A 25,071-nucleotide genomic window follows, 5' to 3' on the forward strand; every position below is an offset into this window, starting at 1 on the left:
TTCCGGTTGAGCGGTATCATCGTACCCCCATCCACTGTAATCTAGCTTTGCTCATAGAACTCATTTAAAACAAAATACTATGAGCGTGATCATAATTCTCCTGGGAGCCAGCCTGCTGGTGGCCATCTTTTTCCTCGCCGCATTTATATGGTCGGTAAGGAACGGACAATTTGAAGATGACTTTTCCCCCGCCCACCGCATGCTGTTTGAATCCAAACCAGTTGAAAATGTCTGCAGTTCTTCCGGTAAGAACTGTGACAATGGCTCCTGCAAGTCACGCATCTGTAAGCAGTAGTTACCTCCCTGTTAAACCGTCACTTCTCAATCGTAATTGAACAAATATGTCTCTCGAAAAATTTTCTTACGACAACCGTACCGTGAAATGGTTCGCGTACGCCTGTGTTTTCTGGGGCCTTATAGGCATGCTGGCAGGACTATGGGCGGCGCTGGCACTGGTGCTGCCAGACCTTAACCTTGGCTATGCACCCACCACCTTTGGCAGGCTCAGACCTGTACACACAAATGCTGTGATCTTCGCCTTTGTAGGTAATGGTATCTACATGGGCGTTTACTATTCACTGCAACGCCTTTGTAAAGCCCGCATGTTCAGCGATCTGCTCAGCAAGATCCACTTCTGGGGATGGCAGGCTATCATCGCCGGCGGCGCACTCACCCTCCTCATGGGTTGTACTACCGGTAAAGAATATGCAGAACTGGAATGGCCCTTTGACATCGCCATCACACTGGTATGGGTCGTGTTCGGCGCCAACATGCTGGGCACTATCATCAAAAGAAGAGAAGCGCATCTCTATGTTGCCATCTGGTTCTACATCGGTACCTGGGTGGCAATTGCCATGCTGCACATCGTGAACTCCTTTGAAATGCCGGTGTCCTTTCTGAAAAGCTATTCCTGGTACGCCGGTGTACAGGACGCCCTGGTACAATGGTGGTATGGTCACAACGCAGTGGCATTCTTCCTCACCACACCTTACCTGGGCCTCATGTATTACTTTGTTCCGAAAGCTGCCAACAGGCCGGTATATTCCTACCGCTGGTCTATCATTCACTTCTGGGCGCTTATCTTCATCTATATCTGGGCCGGCCCTCACCACCTGCTGTACACAGCATTACCTGAATGGGCACAATCACTCGGCACAGTATTCTCTATCATGCTGATCGCTCCATCCTGGGGCGGTATGCTGAACGGCCTGCTCACACTGCGTGGCGCATGGGACCGTGTAAGGGAAGACGCTATCCTGAAATTCTTTGTAGTGGCGCTCACCTGTTATGGTATGGCAACCCTCGAAGGACCAATGCTCTCCCTGAAGAACGTGAACGCCATCAGCCACTATACAGACTGGACCATTGCTCACGTGCACGTAGGCGCATTAGGATGGAACGGCTTCCTGACCTTCGGTATACTCTACTGGATGCTGCCCCGCCTTTTCTCTACAGAGCTTTATTCCCGCAAATGGGCTAATACACACTTCTGGCTCGGTACACTGGGCATCATCTTCTACGTGATCCCCCTTTACTGGGCAGCCTTCACACAAAGCATGATGTGGAAACAGTTCACCCCCGAAGGACAGCTTAAATTCCAGTTCCTCGAAACAGTGAATACCATCGTTCCCATGTACGCGCTTCGCGCATTAGGTGGCCTCTTATATGTTTCCGGTGTAGTGCTGATGATCGTGAACCTCACCAAAACTGTACGCCGCGGCTCATTCGTAGCTAACGAACCTGCAGAAGCTGCTCCGCTGCCTAAAGTCATCGTTACTCACGGCACATCACACTGGCACAACTGGATAGAACGAAGACCAATTCAACTTACCGTATTCAGCCTGATAGTAGTAGGCATAGGAGGTATCCTTGAACTGGTCCCTACTTTCCTGGTAAGAAGCAATATCCCTACTATCACTACCGTAAAACCATATACACCACTTGAGCTGCATGGTCGTGATGTATACATCCGTGAAGGCTGTTATACCTGTCACTCACAGATGATCCGCCCCTTCCGTGATGAAGTGGCCCGTTATGGCGAATATTCCAAAGCCGGCGAGTTCGTATACGATCACCCCTTCCAGTGGGGCTCCAAACGCACAGGCCCTGACCTGGCAAGGGTAGGAGGTAAATACCCGGACTCCTGGCACTACAATCACATGCTGGATCCTACGTCCATGTCTCCCGGTTCTATTATGCCACAGTATCCCTGGTTATTTGACGATAAGATAGATAAAGCAAAAACAGCGGCCATGATCAATGTAATGCGGAAGATAGGCGTTCCTTACCCCGCCGGATATGAACAGCAGGCCAACGCAGATATGGCAGAACAGGCAAAAGGAATAGCAGACAGGTTACAGAAAGACAAGCTGCCCGTAGCGCCAGACAGGGAAATTGTTGCACTGATAGCTTACCTGCAGAGACTGGGAACAGATATCAAAACCACTGCCGCCAAATAAAAACTAAAACAACACCACATGAAATTCATCAATTATCTGCAATCCATCAGCGGCATAAGTATTTATCCGCTGGCGTCCCTGGTCATATTCACCGTTTTCTTTGCAGCAGCTGCATTCTGGGCTTTCAGGGCAGATAAACGCATGATAGATCATATCCGCCATATACCGCTGGATGACAATTGAACGCTGTACGCTCATACCATCATCACCTAATAGCAACAACACATGAACAAGAGATCAATCAGCATAACCGGCCTGCTCCTATTTTTCCTATGCCTGCTGAACAGCCTGCCGGCAGCAGCACAATACAAACCGGAAGGCCCGTCATCACTGGCTAATCCTGTAGCTATCGTACTGCTCACCGTCATCGTCGGCCTGTTTATAGCTATTGCCATACTGGGCAGCGCCGTACTCAGTGCAATGGATATTTACCGTGAACGAATGAAAAAAGAGGGGGGCAGCAAAACTGCCCTCCTTACCGGCGGACTGATACTGACAACAGCACTACTCAGCAGCCACAGCTCCTGGGCTCAGGACGCTGCTGAAGCGGCCGAAGCAGCAGCTCCCGCCGTTTCCCATACCATCAGTGGCCTGGCGCCATTCACTTTCTACCTGCTGGTATCAGTGATAGTACTGGAGCTGCTTATTATCATCTGCCTGCTCTTCACATTACGCATCCTCGTCGGACTTGAAAGCAGAAGCACCAGGAAGAAAAAAGCCGCTGTTCCCGGCAAACCTTCTGTCTCCTGGCTGGAAAAACTCAACAAGACCAAAAGCCTCGACGCCACATCAGAAGCAGAAGCAGACATGGGCCATGATTACGATGGCATCCGTGAACTGAACAACCCAACACCTCCATGGTGGAGATGGGGCTTCTACTGCAGTATGATCTTCGCCGCCGTTTATCTCTGGCGCTACCAGGTGGCTCATTCTGCTCCCACCCAGCTGGAAGAGCTGAGCATGGCCGAAGCTGAAGCTGCCGCTGCCAAAGAAGAATACCTGAAAAATGCTGCTAACAATGTAGATGAGAACAGTGTGACCCTGCTCACTGCTGCAGACGATATTTCTTCCGGACAAAAGCTTTTTGCCGCCAACTGCGCCGCATGTCATGGCCCGCAGGGACAAGGTGTAGTAGGCCCCAACCTGACAGACAGCTACTGGCTGCATGGTGGCGATATCAAAAAAGTATTTTCTACGATCAAATACGGGGTGCCTGATAAAGGTATGAAGTCCTGGAAAGACGACTTCTCTCCCAAACAACTGGCACAACTGGCCAGCTACATAAAAAGCATTCACGGGTCTAATCCGCCCAATCCTAAAGAGCCGCAGGGTACTGAAGAAAAAGAATAAATACATCAGTGATGGAAGAAGAAACGTTCAGAGATAGTCTTGCCACTGTTGATAAACAGGGGAAACGTAACTGGATATACAGCCAGAGGCCAAAGGGCAGGCTCTATAATGCAAGGAGCGTGCTCAGTTACCTTTACTTTATTCTGTTCTTTGCCGGCCCATTTATTAAAATAAATGGCCGGCCCCTGTTTTTAATGGATGTAACAGAAGGACGCTTTATCATTTTTGGCGCCATTTTCTGGCCCCAGGACTTCTTTATTTTCGGGCTGATAATGGTGGCCTTCATATTGTTCATAGTGCTGTTCACAATGGCATTTGGACGCCTTTTCTGCGGCTGGGCATGCCCGCAAACCATCTTCATGGAGATGCTGTTCAGGAAAATAGAATACTGGATAGAAGGAGATGCTCCCGCTCAGAAAATGCTGCATCATGCTCCATGGAATACAGAAAAGATCATCAAAAAGGTCAGTAAACACATCCTCTTTTACCTCCTTTCCTTCCTTATAGCCAATACATTCCTGGCCTACGTTATCGGGATAGACCAGCTGCAGAAGATCGTTACCGGCCCCTTTACCGCACATACCACCGGGTTTACCGCCATGCTCATCTTTGCCGGCGTCTTCTACGGCGTATTTGCATTCTTCAGGGAACAGGTATGCACCATCGTATGCCCCTATGGCCGCTTACAGGGTGTATTGCTGGACAGGAACTCCGTCGTCGTGGCATATGACTATACAAGAGGAGAGCCCAGAGGTAAATTCAAAAAAGGAAGTACTGACCTGGGCGACTGTATAGACTGTATGCAATGTGTAAAGGTCTGCCCTACAGGAATAGACATCCGTAACGGCACACAGCTGGAATGTGTTAGCTGTACCGCCTGTATAGATGCCTGCAACTTCATGATGGAAAAGACCGGACGCCCGCTCGATCTTATCCGCTACGCCTCTGAAAATGGCATAGCAGAGAAAAAGCCGCTGCGCTTTACAGCAAGAATGAGAGTATACTCAGCCGTGCTGCTCATTATCCTTTCTGCCATTACCTGGCTGCTCATAAGCCGTGAGCCTGTAAGCGGGTCAATCATTCGCACCGCAGGCATGCTTTACCAGGAAAGAGGACAGGACAGCGTCACCAACCTTTACCGCATCAAACTGGTAAATAAAACAACAGATAATATTCCTCTTACCCTCCGCCTGGAAGATGCACAGGGCAAAATAGAACTGCTGGGACATAAACAGATCCAGGTAAAGGCAGAAGACCAGGGAGAAGGCCTTTTCTTCATTGTATTGCCCAAAAACAGTATTAAAACGCGTAAAACGGTCCTGCACATAGCATTGTATGCGGGAAATAAAAAAACCGGTTCTATCAAAACCACTTTCCTGGGACCGGTACAATAAACAACCATCCTTTCACTCAAATTACTGATCATGAACTGGGGTTACAAAATCATCATTGTATTCACTCTTTTCGCCACCGGCCTTTTCTTCCTGGTAGGCAAAAGCATGCGCACGCCGGTAGATATGGTAACGTCCAATTACTATGCAGAAGAACTGAAATACCAGCATGTAATAGACGGCCGCAAACAGGCACAGACACTCTCTGCTCCTGTTGCTGTAAACCAGTCCGGCGCAGCGCTCTCCATTCTCTTCCCACAGGAAATGCATGGACTTCCGCTTACCGGCAATGTGCTCTTTTACAGAGCGTCCGATTCCCGCCGGGATGTCAATGTTGCACTCAACCCGGATGAAAAAGGAGAGATGCTGATCAGCAAATCCCGCTTCCTGAAAGGCAACTACCGCGTACAGCTGCAATGGCAGGCCGGAGGAAAAGAATACTACCAGGAAAGCTATGTAACGGTTAACTGATCGTCTTATGCTGCTCACTTTATTATACGCTTTATCCCTTGGCTTTATAGGAAGCTTCCACTGCATCGGTATGTGTGGTCCGATTGCTCTCACCCTGCCCGTCAGGCACCTCAGCGGCGTCAGGCAGCAGGCAGGCATCCTGCTCTACAATGCAGGACGGATCACCACCTATGCAGCCCTGGGCTGTGTGTCAGGATGGCTTGGCAGACAGTTCTTTCTCGGAGGGTTACAACAAGGGCTCTCTGTTGCCCTGGGCTGCGGGCTGCTGCTTATCATCATACTACAGTATGGCGTACGCAGCACCCGCTTCCCTTTTAAGACCAGCTTCTATACTAAACCGGTGAAAGACCTTCTCGGACAACTGCTTCGCAAACAACAGCTACGTACGCTCTATACTATAGGGATACTCAATGGATTATTGCCCTGCGGACTGGTATACTTCGCCATCACAGGTGCTGTAGCCACAGGTAATATTTGGCAGGGCGCCCTCTTTATGGCCGCCTTCGGGACCGGAACACTACCCGCAATGGTGGCCATCTCCTGGTTCAATGATCTTATCAGCATCAATGTCAGGAACCGCCTTCGCAGATGTATACCTTTCGCAGTAGGCATCATGGCCATGATGCTTATCATGCGCGGCCTCAACCTCGGCATTCCTTATTTAAGTCCATCCATACCTTCTCAAAATGAGAAAGTAACAGAACACTGTTATAAACCATCATAACATGCAACTCATCAGGAAATACAACACAGCAGCTCCCCGTTACACCAGCTATCCAACCGTTCCTTACTGGGATGAAAATACTTTCAGTATGGACGCATGGAAGCAATCTGTGCTGCAAACATTCCACGCCACCAACACAACAGAAGGTATCAGCGTTTACATACACCTCCCTTTCTGCGAACACCTGTGCACCTATTGCGGATGCAATAAACACATCACAGTAAATCACGGCCTGGAAGGACCTTACATTCAGGCGCTGCTCAATGAATGGGACCTGTACCTCAATCTCTTTGAAACAAAGCCCCGTATCCGGGAAATACACCTGGGTGGGGGCACGCCTACCTTCTTCAGCTCAGAGAACCTGCACAGGCTTATAACCGGCCTTTACCGCCATGCTGACCTCCTTCAGGATGCCACCCTCAGCTTTGAAGGACATCCCAACAATACCACAGCCGAACATATGCAAACCCTGCATAACCTCGGATTCAGAAGAATAAGCCTGGGCATACAGGACTTCGATCCCCGCGTACAGGATATTATCAACCGCATACAGCCATATGAAACAGTGGCACGTGTTACTGAACAGGCCAGGGAAATAGGCTTTACCTCCATCAACTACGACCTTGTATATGGCTTACCTCTCCAGACTCTTTCAAGCGTCCAGGCTACCATTAACCAGGTCATGCAGTTACGCCCTGACCGCATCTCCTTTTACAGCTATGCACACGTACCCTGGATAAAAGGAACCGGACAACGCCGTTATTCAGAAGCAGACCTGCCTAAAGACGAAGAAAAAAGAGCGCTCTATGAACTGGGAAAAGAAATGTTTGCACAGAATGGATATACAGAAATAGGCATGGACCATTTTTCCCTCCCGCACGATACGCTCTATAAAGCCTTCAATAACGGTTCCCTGCATCGCAATTTTATGGGATATACAGACCATCACACTACCCTCATGATAGGCCTGGGTGCATCTTCTATCGGCGATAGCTGGACTGCTTATGGTCAGAATGAAAAACAGGTAGCTGCCTGGCAGCAGCTGGTCAACAGCGGGCAGTTCCCTGTTGTGCGTGGTCATATTCTCAACAAGGAAGATCTCCTGCTGCGCCGCCACATACATGCACTCATGTGCAGCTTTGAAACCACCTGGAATAAAGCAGATACACAATGCGACGCTATCGTGGAAGGACTGCAAAGACTACAGGAACTGGAAAAGGATGGACTGGTACATACTACTCCCGGCAAGATCTATGTCACAGCTAAAGGACGCCCCTTTATCCGGAATATCTGTATGGCTTTCGATGCCCGCTTATGGCGCAGATTACCACAATCACAATTGTTTAGCCAGGCTATCTGACTTTATTCTCTTCATTATTATCACTTTAGCAGGAAAGAAGAAATCATTTTTCCAAAAAATGGAATTTTACACATCCGGATCCGGCATTCTTAAAAAGATGGTTTCTGAAAAAATGTTATTGCCTCTTCATCTATTTATCACTTGCCCACACAGATAAAGTAAAACTATGCATAAGGCTGAAACATTGAGCAGGAGCGGATTTCTAGGGGCATTAAAAAAGTCTGACCGTGTTTACAATCAGACTTTCTTGTTATGTGAATGGGTTAGTAAGTACAGGGAACAAAAATTCCCTACACAATATTAAAAAGAATTTCATGACAAAAGAAAAAAAATGCAAACTTTTTTATTCACACCACTAAAAAAAGTGTGGATAACAACAGTTAAAAGGAAGCGTTAAAACTTGATTGAGCATCCGGATTCTCTTTTACCTTTGCCTCACTAAACAGCAGAACACATGAAGTTTAAAGAACCGCTCGCGGTAACGGAAATAGCAGCATTCATAGGCGCAGAGCTGGTTGGCAACGATCAGCTGATGGCTTCAGGCATCAACGAGATACACAAGGTTGAACCCGGAGATATCTCTTTCGTAGACTTTGAGAAATATTATAACGCCTGTCTGCAATCTGCAGCTACTATCATCATCATTAATAAAAAAGTTGATTGCCCTCCCGGCAAAGCATTACTTGTTTTACCAGATCCCTTCAGCGCATATGTTAAGTTGGTAAAGCGTTTCCGCCCCTTTGAACCTGCCACCAAACCCATCAGCGATTCTGCAGTGATTGGCGAAGGCACTATTCTCCAGCCCAATGTTTTCATAGGCAACCATGTTACCATTGGTACCAACTGCATCATACATCCCAATGTTACTATTTACGATCATACCGTGATCGGCAATAATGTGATCATTCACGCCGGCACAGTGATAGGCGCAGATGCTTTTTACTTCAAAAAGCGGGCAGACAGGGAAGTGATGTATGATAAAATGGAAAGCTGCGGTCGTGTCATCATTGAAGATGATGTGGAAATAGGTGCAGGCTGCACTATCGATAAAGGAGTAAGTGGAGATACCATCATTGGTCGCGGCACTAAGTTTGATAATATGATCCATATAGGTCACGGTACCGTGATAGGACGTAACTGTCTCTTTGCCGCCCAGGTAGGTATAGGAGGTAAAGCACATATTGAAGACAATGTTATTCTCTGGGGCCAGGTAGGAGTATCCAAAGACCTTGTAATAGGTAAGGGCGCAGTTGTACTGGCACAGAGCGGTGTACCAGCCTCTCTCGAAGGCGGCAAGGTTTACTTCGGTTCTCCTGTACAGGATGCCCGTGAAAAAATGAAAGAGCTCAGCTGGATCAAGCGCATCCCTGAAATATGGCAAAAGCTGAACAGCAAATAAAAAACGGAGGGGTGTATCACAACAGGTACACCCTTCCTGCTATAATACATGCTACAATGAATTTTCGCATCTTCCTTACTACCTTCTTCCTGGCATGCAGCCTTAATGTTTTTTCCCAGAAAGGCCTTTATACCCCCGCACAGGAATGGCCCGTTAAGATCAACGACGGCTGGTTCACCGCAAAGACCATTTCCTACGGCGCATATACCACCAGCTCCCGGAAAAACGGGATAGCGGATGCTACATCCCTCAGCTTTATCAAAGACCCGCAAAATGCTTATAACATACATATAACGGGGCAGGAAGAAGATATACTGGTACAAACAGTAACAACATCCCATATCGCCTTTTCAGGCCATTCCCTGCCTTCTTTTCTCGATAATATGCCGGCAACAGCGTCATTCTGGTATGTGCTTATCAACGGTACCCGCCAGGCCCCTCTGAAACGCTGGGAAATGGTATTGAAAAATGTTACCTACCTGGAACTGAATGATAACAAACAGGCAGGCATACTCCGTTCTCCTGACGAAGAACTGCGTATAACGGCGCATAACCGTTTCGGAACAAGAAATTCCTATGAGAATATCTGTTATGAATTTCATTATCGCCGCCAGGTAGCGGCCGCAGTGATAGGAGGGGAGCATCCACGCGTATGGCTAAGCACAGAGCTGAAAGATACCAGCGTTGTGCCTATACTGGCAGCAGCCATCGGCGCTATCCTGTCAAGGTAAAACAATTTCTGTTTCTTATCTGTCCACCGGATTGCCCCTCTCAAAAATCGCTTTTCACTCTTTACCTTAAACCGGCTGCAGACCAACTATTCTCTCTAAAATCGCTTTCACCATTCACCTCAAGCCGGCCGCAGGCCAGCTCCCCCTCAAAAAAAATGCTTTCACCAAAGGTGAAAGCATTTTTTTTGAGCAATTTCCTCAACAATCTTACCCTTCCTTCTGCTTATATTCCTTATACTTCCCACACATCTCCCTGATCGTTTCTTTCAAAGGAGTAAACTCAAAACCCGGCAGTGCTTTTAATAATTTATTACTGTTATAATACACTTTCAACTGCGCAGTATGCGCCGTCTCTTTCGTTACTAAAGCTTTCTTCCCTGTTATCTTACTCCTCACCGCCTCTACTCTCCAGAGAACAGCAGCCATCCACGGCTTAACCGCAATATGCGGAGACCTCTTATCCAGCTGCACAGCCATTTCTGTAAACAGATCATGATACTTCCAGTTATCTGCAGAAACAATAAAACGCTGCGCCTGTATATCGCTTTCCATCAGCCGGATCATTACCTCCGCCACATCATTCACATCCGTAAATCCGTTGATGCCTTGCGTATAGTAAGGAAACTCCTTCCACGCATTTTTCACCAGCATACCGGAACCATCATTCCAGTAACCACTACCCAGGATAATAGAAGGATTTACGATCGCCGCAGGCAAGCCTTCCGCAATCCCCCGCCACACTTCCATTTCCGCCTGGTATTTGCTGACTGCATACTTCGAATTATTCCTGCTTTCCTGCCATTCACAGCTTTCATCTATCACACCATCAGCCTTGGCTCTTCCTATCGCAGCAACAGAACTTACGTGCACCAGCTTTTTCACGCCTGCATCCAGCGCCATATTCACTACATTGGCAGTCCCTTCCACATTCACCTTCATCATCTGCGCCTGGGTGCTGGGATGAAAGGAAACAACAGCCGCGCAATGATATACCTTATCTACTCCTTCCATTACATCCTCCAGCACACACACATCCAGCACATCTCCATTCACCCACTCTATCCTGTCTTTTATATCATTCAGCTGCCCTGGTATCTGTTTCCTGTATAACGCCCGCACAGGCTCTCCTGCACTCACCAGCTTTCGTAATAAATGACTGCCTAAAAATCCTGTTCCACCCGTAACTAATATCATGAAATAAGTCCCGTTTGCATCAAAGATAATTATAAAATCCCTTCCCGCTTTTCTTCCCCAGCTGGCCCTGCTCTACCTTTTCTATCTGCAGCCTGTTAGGCGCAAACCGCGGCGCACCACCATAGGCATCATAAAGAGAACGGGTAACAGCCAGGTTCACATCATTGCCTATCAGGTCCATCAGCGCAAATGGCCCCATGCGGAACCCCGCGCTTTCCAGCAGCCGGTCTATTGTTCTGTAATCTGCCACCCCGTCTTCAGCTATTTCCATTGCTTCCAGGTAGTAATGCCTTGCTACTCTGTTCACAATGAAACCAGGCGTATCCTTTGCCATTACAGCCGTTTTCCCCATCCTCACTGCCAGCTGGTATAACTGCTGCGCCACTACAGGCAATGTCTGCTCTCCGCTTACAATCTCTACCAGCTTCATAACAGGGGCAGGGTTGAAGAAATGCATGCCAGCCACCCGCTCAGGATGCGTGGTCGCTGCTGCAATGGCCGTCACTGACAGGGAAGATGTATTGGATGCCAGTATTGTTTCTTCACTGTTAATAGTTGCCAGCTGGTTAAACAACGCCGTTTTAACAGCTAACTTTTCCACTATTGCCTCTATCACCACATCTGCCTTACAGCTGTTCACATCTTCTGTAAACTGTATCCGTTGAAAAACGGCGTCTTTTTCTGCAGCTGCCAGTTTCCCTTTAGCCACAGCTGTATCCAGCTGCTGCATGATCTGCTGTCTGGCCTTGTCCAGTATGGCCGGTTGTACGTCAAACAGGATGGTCCGAAACCCGCTCATAGCGGCAACCTGCGCAATGCCTGCTCCCATGGTGCCGGCCCCGCAAACAGCTATTACCTTAATGTGGTCTGTTGTGATCATTGAAAGATTGGTTGGGGTATAAAAAAAGGAGAAAACGGCCGGTATTACTCTGCACGCTTTCTCCTTGCAATCAGTTCATGGTATATGCTCAGATGGCTCCTTCAAATTGCTCCAGGAACCTGGTATCATTCTCTGAGAACAGACGCAGGTCCTTGATCTGGTACTTCAGCATGGTAATACGTTCTATACCCATACCAAAGGCAAAACCAGTGTATTTCTCCGGGTCTATGCCACAGTTCTCCAGCACTTTCGGATGCACCATACCACAACCCAGTATCTCTACCCAGCCGGTATGTTTACACACAGAACATCCTTTACCACCGCAGATATGACAGGAAATATCCATTTCCGCACTTGGCTCCGTGAAAGGGAAGTAGGAAGGGCGGAAGCGGATACGGATATCCTCTCCAAACAACTCTTTTACAAAATGGTAAAGCGTTTGTTTCAGATCGGCAAAGGAAACATTCTCGTCAATATACAACCCTTCTACCTGGTGGAAGAAGCAGTGTGCACGGGCGGAAATGGTTTCATTGCGGTATACACGTCCCGGGCAGATGATACGGATAGGCAGTTTGCCAGACTCCATAGCCCTCACCTGAACGGAAGAGGTATGGGTACGCAGCAGCCAGTCGGGGTTCTTGCTGATATAAAAAGTATCCTGCATATCCCTGGCCGGATGGTTCTCCGGAAGGTTCAGAGCGGTGAAGTTATGCCAGTCGTCCTCTATTTCCGGGCCTTCTGCAATAGCAAAACCCAGGCGCTCAAATATGCTGATAATATTATTTCTTACAATGCTGATAGGATGGCGGGTACCCAGGCGGTGTGGCTCCGCAGGCAGGGTAAGGTCTACGTCTGAAGTCACAGCGCCGTCGCCGTCTTTCAGGTGTTCAAACTGCGCATATCTTTCCTCTGCCAGTTGCTTAAATCCATTCAGCACCTGCCCGAATTCTTTCTTACGCTCGTTCGGCACCTGTTTCATTTCGCCAAACATAGCCTTTACAATTCCTTTTGTACCCAGGAATTTAATGCGGTATTGTTCTAAGTCCGCCGCTGTGGCCGGTTCAAAAGCCAGTATTTCTTGTTTGTAGGCAGCAATCTGCTGTTCTATCTGCTCCATAGGGGGCAAAGATAATTTAAAAGATCAGTTTATAACCCACCCCTCTTATATTCACGATCTGTACCCGTGGGTCGTCTTTCAGGTAACGTCGCAATTTAGTGATAAATACGTCCATACTGCGGGCATTAAAGAAACTATCATCGCCCCAGAGGTCCAGCAGCACTGTCCTGCGCTCCATTACCTGGTTCAGGTTCTCCGAAAGCCTCTTCAGTATCTCAGCCTCCCGGTGAGAAAGAAATGCGGTATTACTGTTCCTGGTAAGCGTCTGTTTGGTATAATTGAACACATATTGCCCTATCTGCACCTCATCTGCCACCGGCCCCGGCGTTCCCTGCTGCTCACTGAACCTTTGCAGCAGGGCCTTGATGCGCACAATCAGCTCGTCCATGCTGAAAGGCTTTTTCAGATAATCATTCCCTCCCAGCTCAAATCCCTTTACTACATCCGTGGTCTGTGACTTGGCCGTCAGGAAAATGATAGGGGTGGTCTTATCCTGCCTGCGTATCTCTGAGGTAACAGTAAATCCGTCCATATTAGGCATCATAATATCCAGCACCACTACATCCGGGTTATGCTCCCGGTAAAGTTGAAGCCCCTCCTTTCCATCTGCAGCATATAACATCTCAAACCCCCTCATCTCCAGGCTGTCTTTCACGATCTGCCCCAGCTGCCATTCGTCTTCTATCAATAGTACTTTAGCCATATTATACCGGTATTTGAATGATAAATTCACTGCCTTTTTCTGGTTCGCTGTTAACTGAAATATTCCCTCCGTGCAGCATCACTATCTTCTTCACATAACTCAATCCCAGGCCAAACCCCTTTACATTATGAAGATTGCCGGTAGGCACCCTGAAAAATGTATCAAAGATATTCTCCTGGTACATCCGCGGAATGCCAATGCCATGATCTTTTACTTTCACCACCAGCTTCCCGTTCTCAATAGCGCTTACAATATGTACAGTAGGATGGTCCCCTGAATATTTAATGGCATTATCCACCAGGTTACTGATAGCGTTGGATAAATGTGTGCGGTCTACATACACCATCCTGTCGCCCAGCAGGTTATCATACCTGAACTGTACCGTCCTGTTGGTTTTCAGCTGATGGTTGGTAATAATGCTGTCTATCACTTCCGGCAGATCTGTCTCCTCCCTGAACAGCTCTATTTCTTCCTTCTCCTCTGCTGCAATGTGCAGTACTTTTTCCACCAGGTCAGACAACCGCTGTAGTTCCTGCTTGGAAATATCCAGGTAGGTCTGCGTCTTCCGCTGATCATTCAGGGCATTGAAGTTCTGCATGGCTTCCACAGCAGCATAAACCGTTGCTATGGGGGTTTTCAGCTCATGCGTCATGTTATTGATGAAATCATTCTTTACCTCTGAAAGTTTCTTCTGTTTCAGGATAGTACGCAACATATAAATGAAGCAGATGGTGGTAAGCACCAGCAACACGAAAGACCCTATCAGCGTCCACATCATTTTAGCCAGGATATATTGCAGCGGAGATTCAAACACTGCCTGCACAAACAGATTGCTGGCAGGATTAAAAGGTATCTTCGAAGTCTTCAGCGGACTTTTCCTTCGCAAACTGTCCCGGAAGCTATCTCGCGAATACCCGTTAAAATTGATATGGAAAGTATCCAGCCGGTAGTCCATCATGATCCGCCGGTTATGCAGCTCTACACTGAACACCGAATCCAGCTTCACCAGCTTCATACTATCTCCCAGCACATTGTTCAGCAACAGCAGGTCCGATATCTGCCTTGCCAGCGTATCTGCATAATAACGGCCGGCAGAATCAGGACCGCCCCTGAAATACATTTTACGTATGCCCATATCAGTTACATCATCCGTTTTTATGCCAATAACAGCCTGCCCCCTCATCATTATCTCCGGCGGCGGCGGCGGCATATCACGCTTTCTGTCAGGATCATGGTCGCCCCGGCCATATGTCCTGAAGTACCGGCGCACATCTGCAAACTGCTTATTGAAAACCGCTGTACGTAAAGATTCATTGATGTCCTTTCCAAACTGCTCAAGCTGTATATGATAGGAGTTATATAACCAGTATCCCTGGAACAGGTATATTCCCAGGATACATATACACATTAATATCAGAATATTGCGGATCCGCTGACGCATTATGGTAAACTTTTATGCTGTTTAAGCCTTCTCCCCATGCGGGTGTAATGCAAATCTATCGGATTCCATGCTTACCCTCCCTACATCCTTAACAATAATTAACAGTAAATAATGGTATTTAACCAACTAATGAAAACCGAATAATGACTTTTGTAGCAGAAAAAAATCCTGAAATCATGAAGAATTTATCAAAAACACTGCTCAGCGCTGCATTGATCGCCTTTACCGGCACAACAGCATTTGCACAGGACAAGAATACCGGGGTAATAGATTATGAGGTAAACGCTAAAATGCCTTCCCGTGGTGGCGGCGGCGGCGATGAAGAAGCAGAAGACAGGGTCATCACACTAAACCAGCACTTCTACTTTTCTTCCGGGAAAGGTAAACTGGAAACAGACCGTCCTGACTTTGCCGGTGGTGGTGGTCGTGGGGGCAATCGCCCTCAGGGTGCTCCTGATGGCCCTCCTCCGGGTGGTGGCGATGGCCAGGGTCCCCGTCAGGGTGGCGGTTTCCGGGGCCGTGGACCACGCATGTTTGGCATGTTCGGCAATGCTTACGTAGACCTGGCTAATAAGAAGTATATACAGATCTTCACCAAACCGAGCGACAGTACAAAGACTTACTTCGCCGAAGAAGACTTCACCGCTCCCAAAGACGTTAAGCTGACAGACAAAACCAAAAAGATTGCCGGCTACAACTGCAAAAAGGCAACTTTGACCCTGCGGGACGAAACATACACCGTATGGTACACCCAGGAACTTCCTTTCAGCTACAGCCCCGTTAACGGATTACTGCCCGAAGGCTCCGGCGTGGTGCTGGCAGCAGAAAGCAGCAACCGCTCCTTTACAGCTAAAAAAGTAGACCTGAAACCGGTAGACGCTGCTAAGATCTCCCTGCCCGCCAACGCAGAAAAAGTGAGTGAAGAACAGCTGCGCGATATTCGCCGTGAAGAGATGCAGAAATTCCGTGGACGGCAAAACGGCAATTAATTAACCGCTTAACTTGCATCTACTTTTGATTAATACCCTCTTCATGAAAAGAACTGCCTTTATCAGCATATTACTGTTCCTGTTTGCGCTCGGTGCCCGGGCGCAACAGGGACAGATTAAAGGCCTGCTGACTGACTCTTCGGCAACACACCCCTTACCAGACGCTACTGTTGCCCTTCTGTACGGCCGCGATTCCTCCCTTGCCGCAACCTCCTTTACCGATAAAAAAGGAGCCTTCTCCTTTACCGGCGTTACACCCGGTAACTATCGCGTATATATCACCTTCCTGGGGTATCAGCCCGTTTTTAAATCCGTTACCGTTTCGGCAGATAAGCCAACGGCCGATATGGGAACTATCCATCTGAAAGGGAAAGGATTACTGCTCAACGAAGTAGAGATCATACAGGAAGTACCACCCATCGTTGTCAAAACAGATACAGTAGAATTCAACGCCGGCTCCTTCAAAACAAGAGAGAATGCCGTGGTGGAAGACCTCCTGAAAAAACTGCCAGGGGTCACAGTAGATAAGGATGGTGTCATTACCGCCCAGGGAGAGACAGTGAAAAGGGTATTGGTAGACGGTAAACCATTTTTTAGCGATGATCCCAAACTGGCCACTAAAAACCTTCCGGCAGATATCATTGATAAGATCCAGCTGATAGACCGTAAGTCAGACCAGGCGCAATTCACTGGTATAGACGACGGTAACGGGGAAAAAGCCATTAACATCACCATTAAGAAAGATAAAAAAAAGGGATTCTTTGGCAGGGCATCTGCAGGCTACGGAGACGATGAACGCTTCGCTGTCAATGCAAACCTCAACAGCTTCCGCGACAACCGCCAGATGTCTTTCCTGGGCAGCGGCAACAACGTAAATAACCTCGGATACACTTTCAATGACGTATTCAACTTCAACAGCGGTAGCAACGGTGGGGGAGGAGGCGGTGGCGGCGGCCGCAGAGGCGCAGCACAGTCTACCATCAACAGCCTTGGCGGCAACAATACCACCGGTATTACACGTAACTGGAACGCCGGCCTGAACTTCAACGAAGATTTCAGTACAAAGCTCAAAGTGAATGGCAGCTACTTTGTGAACGATACACGTACACAAACACAAAGATTAAGCAACAAACAAACCTTCCTGGCAGATACATCTTACTATTATAACCAGAACTCCGGCTCAGTAGCAGATAATAAGAATCACAGGTTGAGCATGCGCGTTGAATATGAAATAGACTCCATGCACTCATTGATCCTCACGCCAACGTTCAGCTACAATAATGGTACAAACTATTCTGAGAACAGCTATCAGTCACTGGACCAGAACAGGATAAAGACAATAGAAGGTAGCTCTCTCAATACCAGCAACGCCACTTCTCCGAATTTTTCCACCAATGCGCTGTTCCGGAAAAAATTCAACAAACAGGGCCGCACATTCAGTGCTAACCTAAACTTTGGATATAACACCACAGACAGGCAGAACTACTACAAAATAGCAGATACACACCTCGCAACAGATACCACAGATGCCTATACCACAGGATATGACAGGCTTACCAATGCCAATAACCTCGGCAGAACACTGGGCGCGCGGTTAACATATACCGAGCCACTCATGAAAGATAGGTATATGGAGCTGACTTACGCTGTTAACAATAATTACAGTTCTTCTAAGAACCTCACTTACGATATAGACGGCGCTTCCGGTAAATATGATAAGTTCAACGACAGCCTCAGTAATATATTCGAAAACACATTCACAACACAACAGGTTGGTCTTGACATCCGCACACAGAAATTCAAATACGATTATACGTTAGGGTTAAACGTTCAGTTCAACAGCCTGGTGAACGATAACGTAAGCAGGAAAACACGTATTGATCAGAACACTGTAAATTTCTATCCTTCTGCATCGTTCAACTACAACTTTGCAAGAAGCAAGCGCCTGCGCTTCCGTTACAACGGAAGCACGTCCCAGCCTACCGTCCAGCAGTTACAACCATTGCCGGACCTCAGCAGTTCCATCTATGTACAGGAAGGTAATCCGGATCTGAAGCCTTCTTTTACACATAATATGACGCTGGGTTACAACGTATTTAACAACACTACTTTCCGGGGGTTCTTTGCCAATGTGAACAGCAGCTTTACTACCAACAAAATTGTGAACGCCAATCGTTCAGATACTTCCGGTAAGCAGTATACGAAACCGATGAATGCTAACGGCGCATACAACCTCAACGCATTTGTAGTGAATACTATACCGCTTAAAAAGGCAAGCACATCACTCAACATCAATACAAATTTCAGCTACGGCCGGGACGTAAGTTTCAGCTCCACAGGACGTGATTTCTCTTCCGCCGTTAAAAGCTTTACAAGGAACTTTTCTGTTACACAAGGTCTCAGCTTCAATTATACATATAAAGAGCTGTTTGATTTCTCTACCTCCGCCAGCATAAATTACGCCGGCGCCAGGTACGATATTCAACCCAGCAACAACACCAATTATTTTAACTACGCCTTTTCATTCGATTATAATGTAAATCTGCCTTTAGGCTTTATCATTGGCAGCGATATCAACTATACTCTTAATGCAGGCCGGGCTGCAGGTTACAACGTAGACGTTACCATGCTGAACGCTTTTGTTTCCAAAAGCGTTTTCAAGAATAAAAGGGGACTGATCAAATTCTCCGGTTTTGACCTGCTGAAACAGAATGTCAGCATCAGCCGTAATACCGGAGAGAACTATATTGAAGACGTACAGAATATGGTATTGCAACGTTATTTCATGATCAGCTTTACTTACTTCATCAATAAGTTTGGGGGGAATAATGAAAGACGGCGGATGGGCCCCATGCGCATACCGGGAGGACCTCCAGGCGGTGGTATGATCATGGTCCCAAGAGGCTGATAAAAGAGAAATGCCATGCCTGTGTTTTAATTTTATTTTACCAACTACTCAAAAAAAAGCTTTCGCCAAAGGCGAGGGCACTGAAAAAGTCCTTACGTAGGCTCTGAGAATCGTCTATTCGAAAATATTCTCCACCCCCTACCCGAATATTTCTTTAAAGAAAACTACTTTTTCAGTGCCCTCGCCAAAGGCGAAAGCTTTTTTTTGAGTAGTTCACTCTTACTTCTTTCTTGAAAGGTTGAAAGGATAACAAAGGTGGAAGCGTACATCCTCCATCATACTTCCAGCTTTGAAACCTTACAACCTTAATATTTTTTTGCCTGCCGGTGTTATAATTATAACCCAGCCACTTTATACCTGTCTTTCTGTGTAGCTGATTTCCTTTCTCTGATATTCTGCGTAACTCTTCTGATAACCCAGCTCAGGGTAAACGTCGGAATGAAATCAAGGCCGGGGAACAACTCTTCCAGGAAGTTAAAAGCACTTCCGAAAGATCCCAGATTCCCACCAAACAACCGGTAAAAAACAATTGCAGAAATGGGAGCCCAGATAACATCGCTTACTTCTCCTAAAATTGGCACAGCATAGCTGGCACATCCTATCAGGTCCATTAAAATACAAATCCACAATGCAGGGGTAAATCTTCTTTCCATATTAGACCTCCGCTTTAACTGTTAACATGATATAATCAAATAGCTTACCAAAATCAATTACGGGGCTGTGGCACAGGAATTACGGATGCTGTTGTGGCGGTATTTGCTGGGTAATACTCTGTAATACAATTGCTTAAAAAATGCTGATTTCTTTTCCTGGATCTGCTTCCTGACCGTTGCAGTGTATTCGTAATTCTTTTTATCAGAACGTAATTGGCGCTTCGGGGTAGATGCCTCTCTCTTTACTCTCTTCCTCTGTAATTAAACGTTATTCCTTATAATAAAGTTACGAAGTATTTGGGCATACAGTTCTATAGAATCTGAAATTGCGTAGTTTCACGTAAAACTGTAAACACGTATAACAACATGCTTCATCAAAATTCCCGTCGCGATATGATCAAAAAAGCCGCTGCTATGGCGTTTGCCTCTACTTCCCTGGCTTCCCTTTCAACCCGTGTACTGGCACACGAAAGTGCGGTAGATGAAAAACTGAAAGGGCAGATCAACCATTCCGTATGCGCCTGGTGCTATAGCGATATTCCGCTGGAAGACCTGTGCAAAGCGTCTAAACAGATAGGACTGGCTTCTATAGACCTGCTTGATCCGAAGGATTTTGCCACAGCTAAAAAGTACGATCTGACCTGCGCCATGGTTGCCTCCATCAATAAAGACTGGAGTATCACCCGCGGTTGGAACCGGGTAGAACACCATGATCCGCTGATCACTTACTATGAGCACCTCATAGACGAAACCGCCAAAGCCGGCTTCACCAATCTTATCTGCTTTTCCGGCAACCGGGAAGGACTGGACGATCAGCAGGGCCTGGAAAACTGCGCCAAAGGCCTGAAACGGGTCATCAGCTATGCCGAGAAAAAGAACGTAAACCTGGTAATGGAACTGCTGAACAGTAAAGTGAACCACCCCGATTACCAGTGCGATCATACAGCCTGGGGAGTAGAACTCTGCAACGCCATTGGCTCAGATCGTTTTAAGCTGCTGTACGACATCTATCATATGCAGATCATGGAAGGAGACGTGATCAGCACCATTAAGAAATACCATCCTTACTTTGCCCACTATCATACCGGCGGGGTTCCCGGCCGTAACGAAATAGATGAAACACAGGAACTTTACTACCCGGCCATCATGAAAGCTATTCATGAAACCGGCTTTAAAGGATTTGTTGCCCAGGAATTCGTTCCGAAAAGAGCTGATAAACTGGCTTCCCTGAAACAAGGCGTAGAGATCTGCGATATATAAGTTTTTTCCGGTAGATGGACTGATTGTCCATCTACCGGAATTTCCAGTCCTGCTTTAATATACCCATCACCACAGTATCCACGTACTGCCCATGCAGCTTGGCACTATGGCGCAGAATGCCTTCTTTGGCAAATCCTAATCGTATAGGTATCTGGGCGCTGCGCTCATTCTGAAGCGCAAAACGGATCTCCAGTTTATTCAGTTTCAGCTGGGTAAACGCAAAATTGATCAGGGCCTGGCAGGAAGCTACTGCAATTCCCTTTCCCTGGAATTTTTCACCCAGCCAATATCCCATCTCCGCCTTATCCAGCAGATGGTCCCATGAATGCAGGTCTACCACGCCACCCAGCTGTTCCCCCACCCATATACCAAAGGCAATGGCTTCCTGGTCTTCCGCCTTACGTAACATCATTTCTATAAATCGGAGAGAATGTTCCTGGTTGGTATTATAATCTACCCAGGGCAGGAAACGGCGCAGGCTTTTGCGCGATTGGTCAAGTTGGCTATAAAGGGCAGGAGCATGTTCCGGTTGCAATTGCCTTAACGTAATAAACTCATTTACAGGTAACTCCAGCATAAAAATTTGAGGTTTGGCAAATTGCCAAACCTCAAATTTAATAAAATCCTAATTCTTTGCTATCAACTGTTGCTTCTGCATATCCTTTACTATCTGCTTTGCAAACAGGTAAGCCTGCCTGTAAGCTGTAGGCGGATCTACAGAGTCAGTCTGCGCATTGTAGATAAGCTTCTTTTCCTTCAGGTCATACAGGTTGGTGTCCCACTGATATTTGGTATTTACCTGGTAATATCCCGGATCATACATCCGTCCATACCATCCCCTGTAGTAAGGCCAGAAGCCTCCGTAATAAGGATACCCGCCGTAACCGGGCACAAATGTTCTCTCACGCGATTTATCGACCATCGCAATGGTCATTACCTGGTCTACATCGCTGTTACGGAATTTACGCAATGCAGCCTTTTCATCACCCTTACCCAATTCATCGTCCGGACCATATGTAGCATAAGCAGAAACAGCGTTATACCCTTCTTTCCTCAGTTCGGAAACCAGGTTACTTTCCATCTGCACACGCAGGGTCCGTTCCTTCGCGGGTACAAGGGCAATCACCATTATCTTCTTCTCCTCCTGTAACCGGGCATCCGGCGTTTTCCACGAAGAAGTCAGTTTGGTACTGGTACAGGCCGCCATCGAAAGCAGCCCTATCGCCATGATAAATAATCCTATTCTTTTCATATATCCTCCATTTTCTATACCCGTTAGACGGCGAAAAGGGAGGATGGTTACATGCGGGCCAAAAATTAACAATCCTTTTATAAACAATGCGTTACGAAGATTCACTATGCAATAAAAGAAGCGTTTTTACGTTGGGTTCTGTTTTAAAAGAAAAACCGCAAAAGACGTTTTAAAACGTCTTTTGCGGCATCATATAGTGATCTGCAAAAATCAATAATTTATTATCTGCTCCTCTATTCCGGCAGGCACCTCTCTGAACTCATACAACTGTGTACGCAGTTGCGGCTCAAAACCGGCTTCTTTAATAGCCTGCTGCATAGAACGGTAAGTAAACCTGTGAGGCGCGCCCGCAGCACTTACCACATTCTCCTCGATCATAATAGAACCAAAGTCATTCGCTCCCGCATGCAGGCATATCTGTGCTACCTGCTTACCAACCGTCAGCCAGGACGCCTGGATGTTTTTAATATTAGGCAGCATGATACGGCTCATAGCTATCATACGGATATATTCCTCTGCAGTGGTCATGTTATGTACACCACGTATACGGGCCAGCAACGTATCCACATCCTGGAAGGTCCAGGGAATGAACGCAGTAAAACCATAATGGCCTTCCGGTTTCTCACTCTGTACCTGCCTGATATCCGCCAGGTGCTGGAAACGCTCCATCAGCGTCTCCACATGGCCAAACATCATGGTTGCTGAAGATGCAATGTTCAGCTTATGTGCCGCACGCATAACATCCAGCCATTCCTGCGCGCCGCATTTCCCTTTAGAGATAAGACGGCGTACCCTGTCGTTCAGTATCTCGGCGCCTGCGCCTGGTAAGCTGTTCAACCCGGCTTCTTTCAAAGCTTTCAGTACTTCTGTATGGGTGCTTTTCTCCAGCTTGGTGATATGGGCAACTTCCGGGGGCCCGAGTGCATGCAGCTTTACATTGGGATATAACTGCTTCAGCTGTTTGAAAGTATCTACATAAAACTGCAGGCCCAGTTCCGGGTGATGGCCCCCCTGCAACAGCAGCTGGTCTCCTCCGTATTTAAGGGTCTCTTCTATCTTACGCTTATATTCATCAATACTGGTGATATAAGCCTCCGCATGCCCCGGCACACGATAGAAATTGCAGAATTTACAGTTAGCCGTACAAACATTCGTAGTGTTCACGTTCCGGTCTATCTGCCAGGTCACTTTACCATGCGGTACCTGCTTCCTGCGGAGCTCATCCGCGATATGCATCAGCTCTGCAAGTGGCGCTTTCTCAAAAAGATAGATCCCTTCTTCCGGTGTGAGCCACTCAAAATTTAATGCTTTACTGTATAGATCTTTCAGTTCCATGATGGACAAAGGTAGGAAAAAACAAAACCGCCTCAGTTTGATTTTTTAACCGGCCATAGGCCCACTTCCTCCCTCCCGGAAATTCAAACTGCCGCTCAAAACAAAACCGCCCTGTGCTGCTATTTTAATGTTAAATTTATAACACGTTATAACACGTCACTCTGTCGCGTACTGTATGTTAAAAAAAACCTCGCTGAAGCACTGTTGGCTATCCCTGCTGGCCACCATCTTCCTTTTCCACGTTGCTGCCGCACAAACGCAGCCGTATGGCCTCGATACCACCACCCGGGACGCCGTATTGATCACCCGTTTCCCCTTCAAACAATACTACGGTGGGGTAGTAGTGGTCAGCGCCAGGCTGGAAGGTGTTCCCGACACCCTGCAATTCATCCTCGACACCGGCAGCGCCGGCATTTCCCTGGATACCGGCACCTGTGTACATTATGGCATCAAATTAACACCTACTGAAAGAGTGGTAAGAGGTGTAGGCGGCTCCAAAAAAGTCTCCTTTGCCATGGACCGTACACTCACACTGCCCGGATTACAGGTAGACAGCCTCGATTTCCACGTCAACGACTATGAGCTGATCAGCCAGGTGTACGGCTTACAGATAGACGGCATCATCGGGTACAGCCTCCTTAGCAAATATATTGTCCAGGTAGATTATGATACAGAACTGATCAGCATCTACTCCAAAGGCCGTTTCTCCTATCCCAAAGGCGGCAACCTGCTCAGACCTTCCCTCACCCTGATCCCTATTGTTACAGCCCAGCTGCGCAATGGCAAAATGCAGAACAACAGCCGCTATTATTTCGATACCGGCGCCGGTATGTGCCTGCTGCTCTCACACCAGTTTGTAAAAGACAGCGCCATTCTCACCTCCCGTAAAAAACAAAGGAAAGTGATCCAGACAGAAGCCCAGGGACTGGGAGGAAAAATGAATATGGATATCACCACCATTCAGGAGTTCAGGATCGGCTCCTATGCCTTCCGCAACGTACCCGTCTATCTCTTTGACGATGTCACCAACGTAACAGCATACCCCTTCCTCGGCGGAATGGTAGGCAATGACCTCCTGCGCCGCTTCAACCTCATTCTCAACTACGGCAGGAAAGAGATCTATATCATACCCAATTCCCACTTCCGTGATCAGTTCGACTACTCCTACACAGGCCTGATCATCTACCTGATAAACGGCAGGGTAGAGGTCACCGATATCATCAAAGGCTCTCCGGCAGAAAAAGCCGGGTTCAAAAAAGGAGACATCATCGTTGCCATCAATAATTCCTTTTCCTCCAACCTGCAGCAGTACAGGGACATGCTGAAAAATATCGGCACCCGTCCTACTTTATTGATTATGCGCGACAAAGATCTTTTACTGAAAAAAATCCAGATCAAAAGCATATTATAGCGGACTGATATAATACCTTGCAACATCTTCCGTTAGAGATGTG

The 25,071-nt window shown here is 47.3% G+C and carries 23 protein-coding genes; 14 read left to right on the forward strand and 9 right to left on the reverse strand.

What is annotated here, in order from left to right; all coding sequences use genetic code 11:
• Positions 1 to 79: 79 nt before the first annotated feature.
• The 10 genes from ccoS to GO493_RS02320 all read left to right on the forward strand — a co-directional run bounded on the left by ccoS (position 80) and on the right by GO493_RS02320 (position 9,885).
• A complete protein-coding gene (gene ccoS / locus GO493_RS02275; protein ID WP_157304446.1) occupies positions 80 to 295 on the forward strand; it encodes a cbb3-type cytochrome oxidase assembly protein CcoS in 216 nt (71 codons plus the stop codon).
• 46 nt (positions 296 to 341) lie between these two features.
• Positions 342 to 2,459, forward strand: coding sequence for a cytochrome-c oxidase, cbb3-type subunit I (gene ccoN / locus GO493_RS02280; RefSeq protein ID WP_157304448.1), 2,118 nt, complete (start codon positions 342 to 344; stop codon positions 2,457 to 2,459).
• 18 nt (positions 2,460 to 2,477) lie between these two features.
• Positions 2,478 to 2,642 (forward strand): CcoQ/FixQ family Cbb3-type cytochrome c oxidase assembly chaperone, encoded by a 165-nt coding sequence (locus GO493_RS02285; protein WP_157304449.1) that lies wholly within the window; start codon positions 2,478 to 2,480, stop codon positions 2,640 to 2,642.
• Positions 2,643 to 2,684: 42 nt separating this feature from the next.
• Entirely contained in the window at positions 2,685 to 3,809 is a 1,125-nt protein-coding gene (locus tag GO493_RS02290) for a cbb3-type cytochrome c oxidase N-terminal domain-containing protein (protein ID WP_157304451.1), read from the forward strand.
• A gap of 11 nt (positions 3,810 to 3,820) precedes the next feature.
• Positions 3,821 to 5,203, forward strand: a complete 1,383-nt coding sequence (gene ccoG, locus GO493_RS02295; protein ID WP_157304452.1) for a cytochrome c oxidase accessory protein CcoG — start codon at positions 3,821 to 3,823, stop codon at positions 5,201 to 5,203.
• 30 nt (positions 5,204 to 5,233) lie between these two features.
• A complete protein-coding gene (locus GO493_RS02300) occupies positions 5,234 to 5,671 on the forward strand; it encodes a FixH family protein (protein ID WP_157304454.1) in 438 nt (145 codons plus the stop codon).
• Between the two features lie 7 nt (positions 5,672 to 5,678).
• On the forward strand, positions 5,679 to 6,395 hold the full coding sequence (locus GO493_RS02305) for a sulfite exporter TauE/SafE family protein (RefSeq protein WP_157304455.1): 717 nt from the start codon (positions 5,679 to 5,681) through the stop codon (positions 6,393 to 6,395).
• A 1-nt stretch (position 6,396) separates the two neighbouring features.
• Entirely contained in the window at positions 6,397 to 7,755 is a 1,359-nt protein-coding gene (hemN, locus tag GO493_RS02310; RefSeq protein ID WP_157304457.1) for an oxygen-independent coproporphyrinogen III oxidase, read from the forward strand.
• Between the two features lie 454 nt (positions 7,756 to 8,209).
• Positions 8,210 to 9,154 (forward strand): UDP-3-O-(3-hydroxymyristoyl)glucosamine N-acyltransferase, encoded by a 945-nt coding sequence (locus tag GO493_RS02315; RefSeq protein ID WP_157304458.1) that lies wholly within the window; start codon positions 8,210 to 8,212, stop codon positions 9,152 to 9,154.
• A gap of 56 nt (positions 9,155 to 9,210) precedes the next feature.
• Positions 9,211 to 9,885 carry a hypothetical protein gene (locus GO493_RS02320; RefSeq protein WP_157304460.1) on the forward strand — a complete coding sequence of 225 codons (675 nt, stop codon included), beginning with the start codon at positions 9,211 to 9,213 and terminating at the stop codon, positions 9,883 to 9,885.
• Positions 9,886 to 10,092: 207 nt separating this feature from the next.
• Here GO493_RS02320 and GO493_RS02325 read toward each other — a convergent pair whose 3' ends face one another.
• From GO493_RS02325 to GO493_RS02345, 5 genes are all read right to left on the reverse strand, one after another.
• Positions 10,093 to 11,079: an NAD-dependent epimerase/dehydratase family protein gene (locus GO493_RS02325; protein WP_157304462.1), complete on the reverse strand. Its 987-nt coding sequence runs from the start codon at positions 11,077 to 11,079 to the stop codon at positions 10,093 to 10,095.
• Between the two features lie 19 nt (positions 11,080 to 11,098).
• The gene (locus GO493_RS02330) at positions 11,099 to 11,959 is read right to left on the reverse strand and encodes a 3-hydroxyacyl-CoA dehydrogenase NAD-binding domain-containing protein (protein WP_157304463.1); all 861 of its coding nucleotides are present in this window, start codon (positions 11,957 to 11,959) and stop codon (positions 11,099 to 11,101) included.
• A gap of 88 nt (positions 11,960 to 12,047) precedes the next feature.
• On the reverse strand, positions 12,048 to 13,076 hold the full coding sequence (pheS, locus tag GO493_RS02335; protein ID WP_157304464.1) for a phenylalanine--tRNA ligase subunit alpha: 1,029 nt from the start codon (positions 13,074 to 13,076) through the stop codon (positions 12,048 to 12,050).
• A 16-nt stretch (positions 13,077 to 13,092) separates the two neighbouring features.
• Positions 13,093 to 13,779, reverse strand: a complete 687-nt coding sequence (locus GO493_RS02340) for a response regulator transcription factor (RefSeq protein ID WP_157304466.1) — start codon at positions 13,777 to 13,779, stop codon at positions 13,093 to 13,095.
• A 1-nt stretch (position 13,780) separates the two neighbouring features.
• Positions 13,781 to 15,187 carry a sensor histidine kinase gene (locus GO493_RS02345; protein WP_198315436.1) on the reverse strand — a complete coding sequence of 469 codons (1,407 nt, stop codon included), beginning with the start codon at positions 15,185 to 15,187 and terminating at the stop codon, positions 13,781 to 13,783.
• A 209-nt stretch (positions 15,188 to 15,396) separates the two neighbouring features.
• Between GO493_RS02345 and GO493_RS02350 the strand changes: the two genes are divergently transcribed.
• Together GO493_RS02350 and GO493_RS02355 are read left to right on the forward strand one after the other, a co-directional pair.
• Positions 15,397 to 16,209 carry a GLPGLI family protein gene (locus GO493_RS02350; protein WP_157304469.1) on the forward strand — a complete coding sequence of 271 codons (813 nt, stop codon included), beginning with the start codon at positions 15,397 to 15,399 and terminating at the stop codon, positions 16,207 to 16,209.
• A gap of 43 nt (positions 16,210 to 16,252) precedes the next feature.
• Positions 16,253 to 19,117 carry a TonB-dependent receptor gene (locus GO493_RS02355; RefSeq protein WP_157304470.1) on the forward strand — a complete coding sequence of 955 codons (2,865 nt, stop codon included), beginning with the start codon at positions 16,253 to 16,255 and terminating at the stop codon, positions 19,115 to 19,117.
• Positions 19,118 to 19,452: 335 nt separating this feature from the next.
• Here GO493_RS02355 and GO493_RS02360 read toward each other — a convergent pair whose 3' ends face one another.
• Complete coding sequence (locus GO493_RS02360) at positions 19,453 to 19,770, reverse strand: hypothetical protein (protein WP_157304472.1); 318 nt, start codon at positions 19,768 to 19,770, stop codon at positions 19,453 to 19,455.
• Between the two features lie 366 nt (positions 19,771 to 20,136).
• On the opposite strand from GO493_RS02360, the gene GO493_RS02365 reads away from it, so the two are divergent.
• Positions 20,137 to 21,030 (forward strand): hydroxypyruvate isomerase family protein, encoded by an 894-nt coding sequence (locus tag GO493_RS02365; RefSeq protein ID WP_157304473.1) that lies wholly within the window; start codon positions 20,137 to 20,139, stop codon positions 21,028 to 21,030.
• A 31-nt stretch (positions 21,031 to 21,061) separates the two neighbouring features.
• On the opposite strand, the gene GO493_RS02370 is transcribed toward GO493_RS02365, so the two are convergent.
• The 3 genes from GO493_RS02370 to mqnC all read right to left on the reverse strand — a co-directional run bounded on the left by GO493_RS02370 (position 21,062) and on the right by mqnC (position 23,617).
• Complete coding sequence (locus GO493_RS02370) at positions 21,062 to 21,607, reverse strand: GNAT family N-acetyltransferase (protein WP_157304475.1); 546 nt, start codon at positions 21,605 to 21,607, stop codon at positions 21,062 to 21,064.
• Positions 21,608 to 21,655: 48 nt separating this feature from the next.
• Complete coding sequence (locus GO493_RS02375; protein WP_157304477.1) at positions 21,656 to 22,282, reverse strand: hypothetical protein; 627 nt, start codon at positions 22,280 to 22,282, stop codon at positions 21,656 to 21,658.
• Positions 22,283 to 22,492: 210 nt separating this feature from the next.
• Entirely contained in the window at positions 22,493 to 23,617 is a 1,125-nt protein-coding gene (gene mqnC / locus GO493_RS02380; RefSeq protein WP_157304479.1) for a cyclic dehypoxanthinyl futalosine synthase, read from the reverse strand.
• Between the two features lie 175 nt (positions 23,618 to 23,792).
• Between mqnC and GO493_RS02385 the strand changes: the two genes are divergently transcribed.
• Positions 23,793 to 25,028, forward strand: a complete 1,236-nt coding sequence (locus GO493_RS02385) for an aspartyl protease family protein (RefSeq protein ID WP_157304480.1) — start codon at positions 23,793 to 23,795, stop codon at positions 25,026 to 25,028.
• The last annotated feature ends 43 nt before the right edge of the window (positions 25,029 to 25,071 follow it).

The sequence above is a fragment of the Chitinophaga tropicalis genome (assembly GCF_009758205.1).
GTDB classification, from domain to species: Bacteria; Bacteroidota; Bacteroidia; order Chitinophagales; family Chitinophagaceae; genus Chitinophaga; species Chitinophaga tropicalis.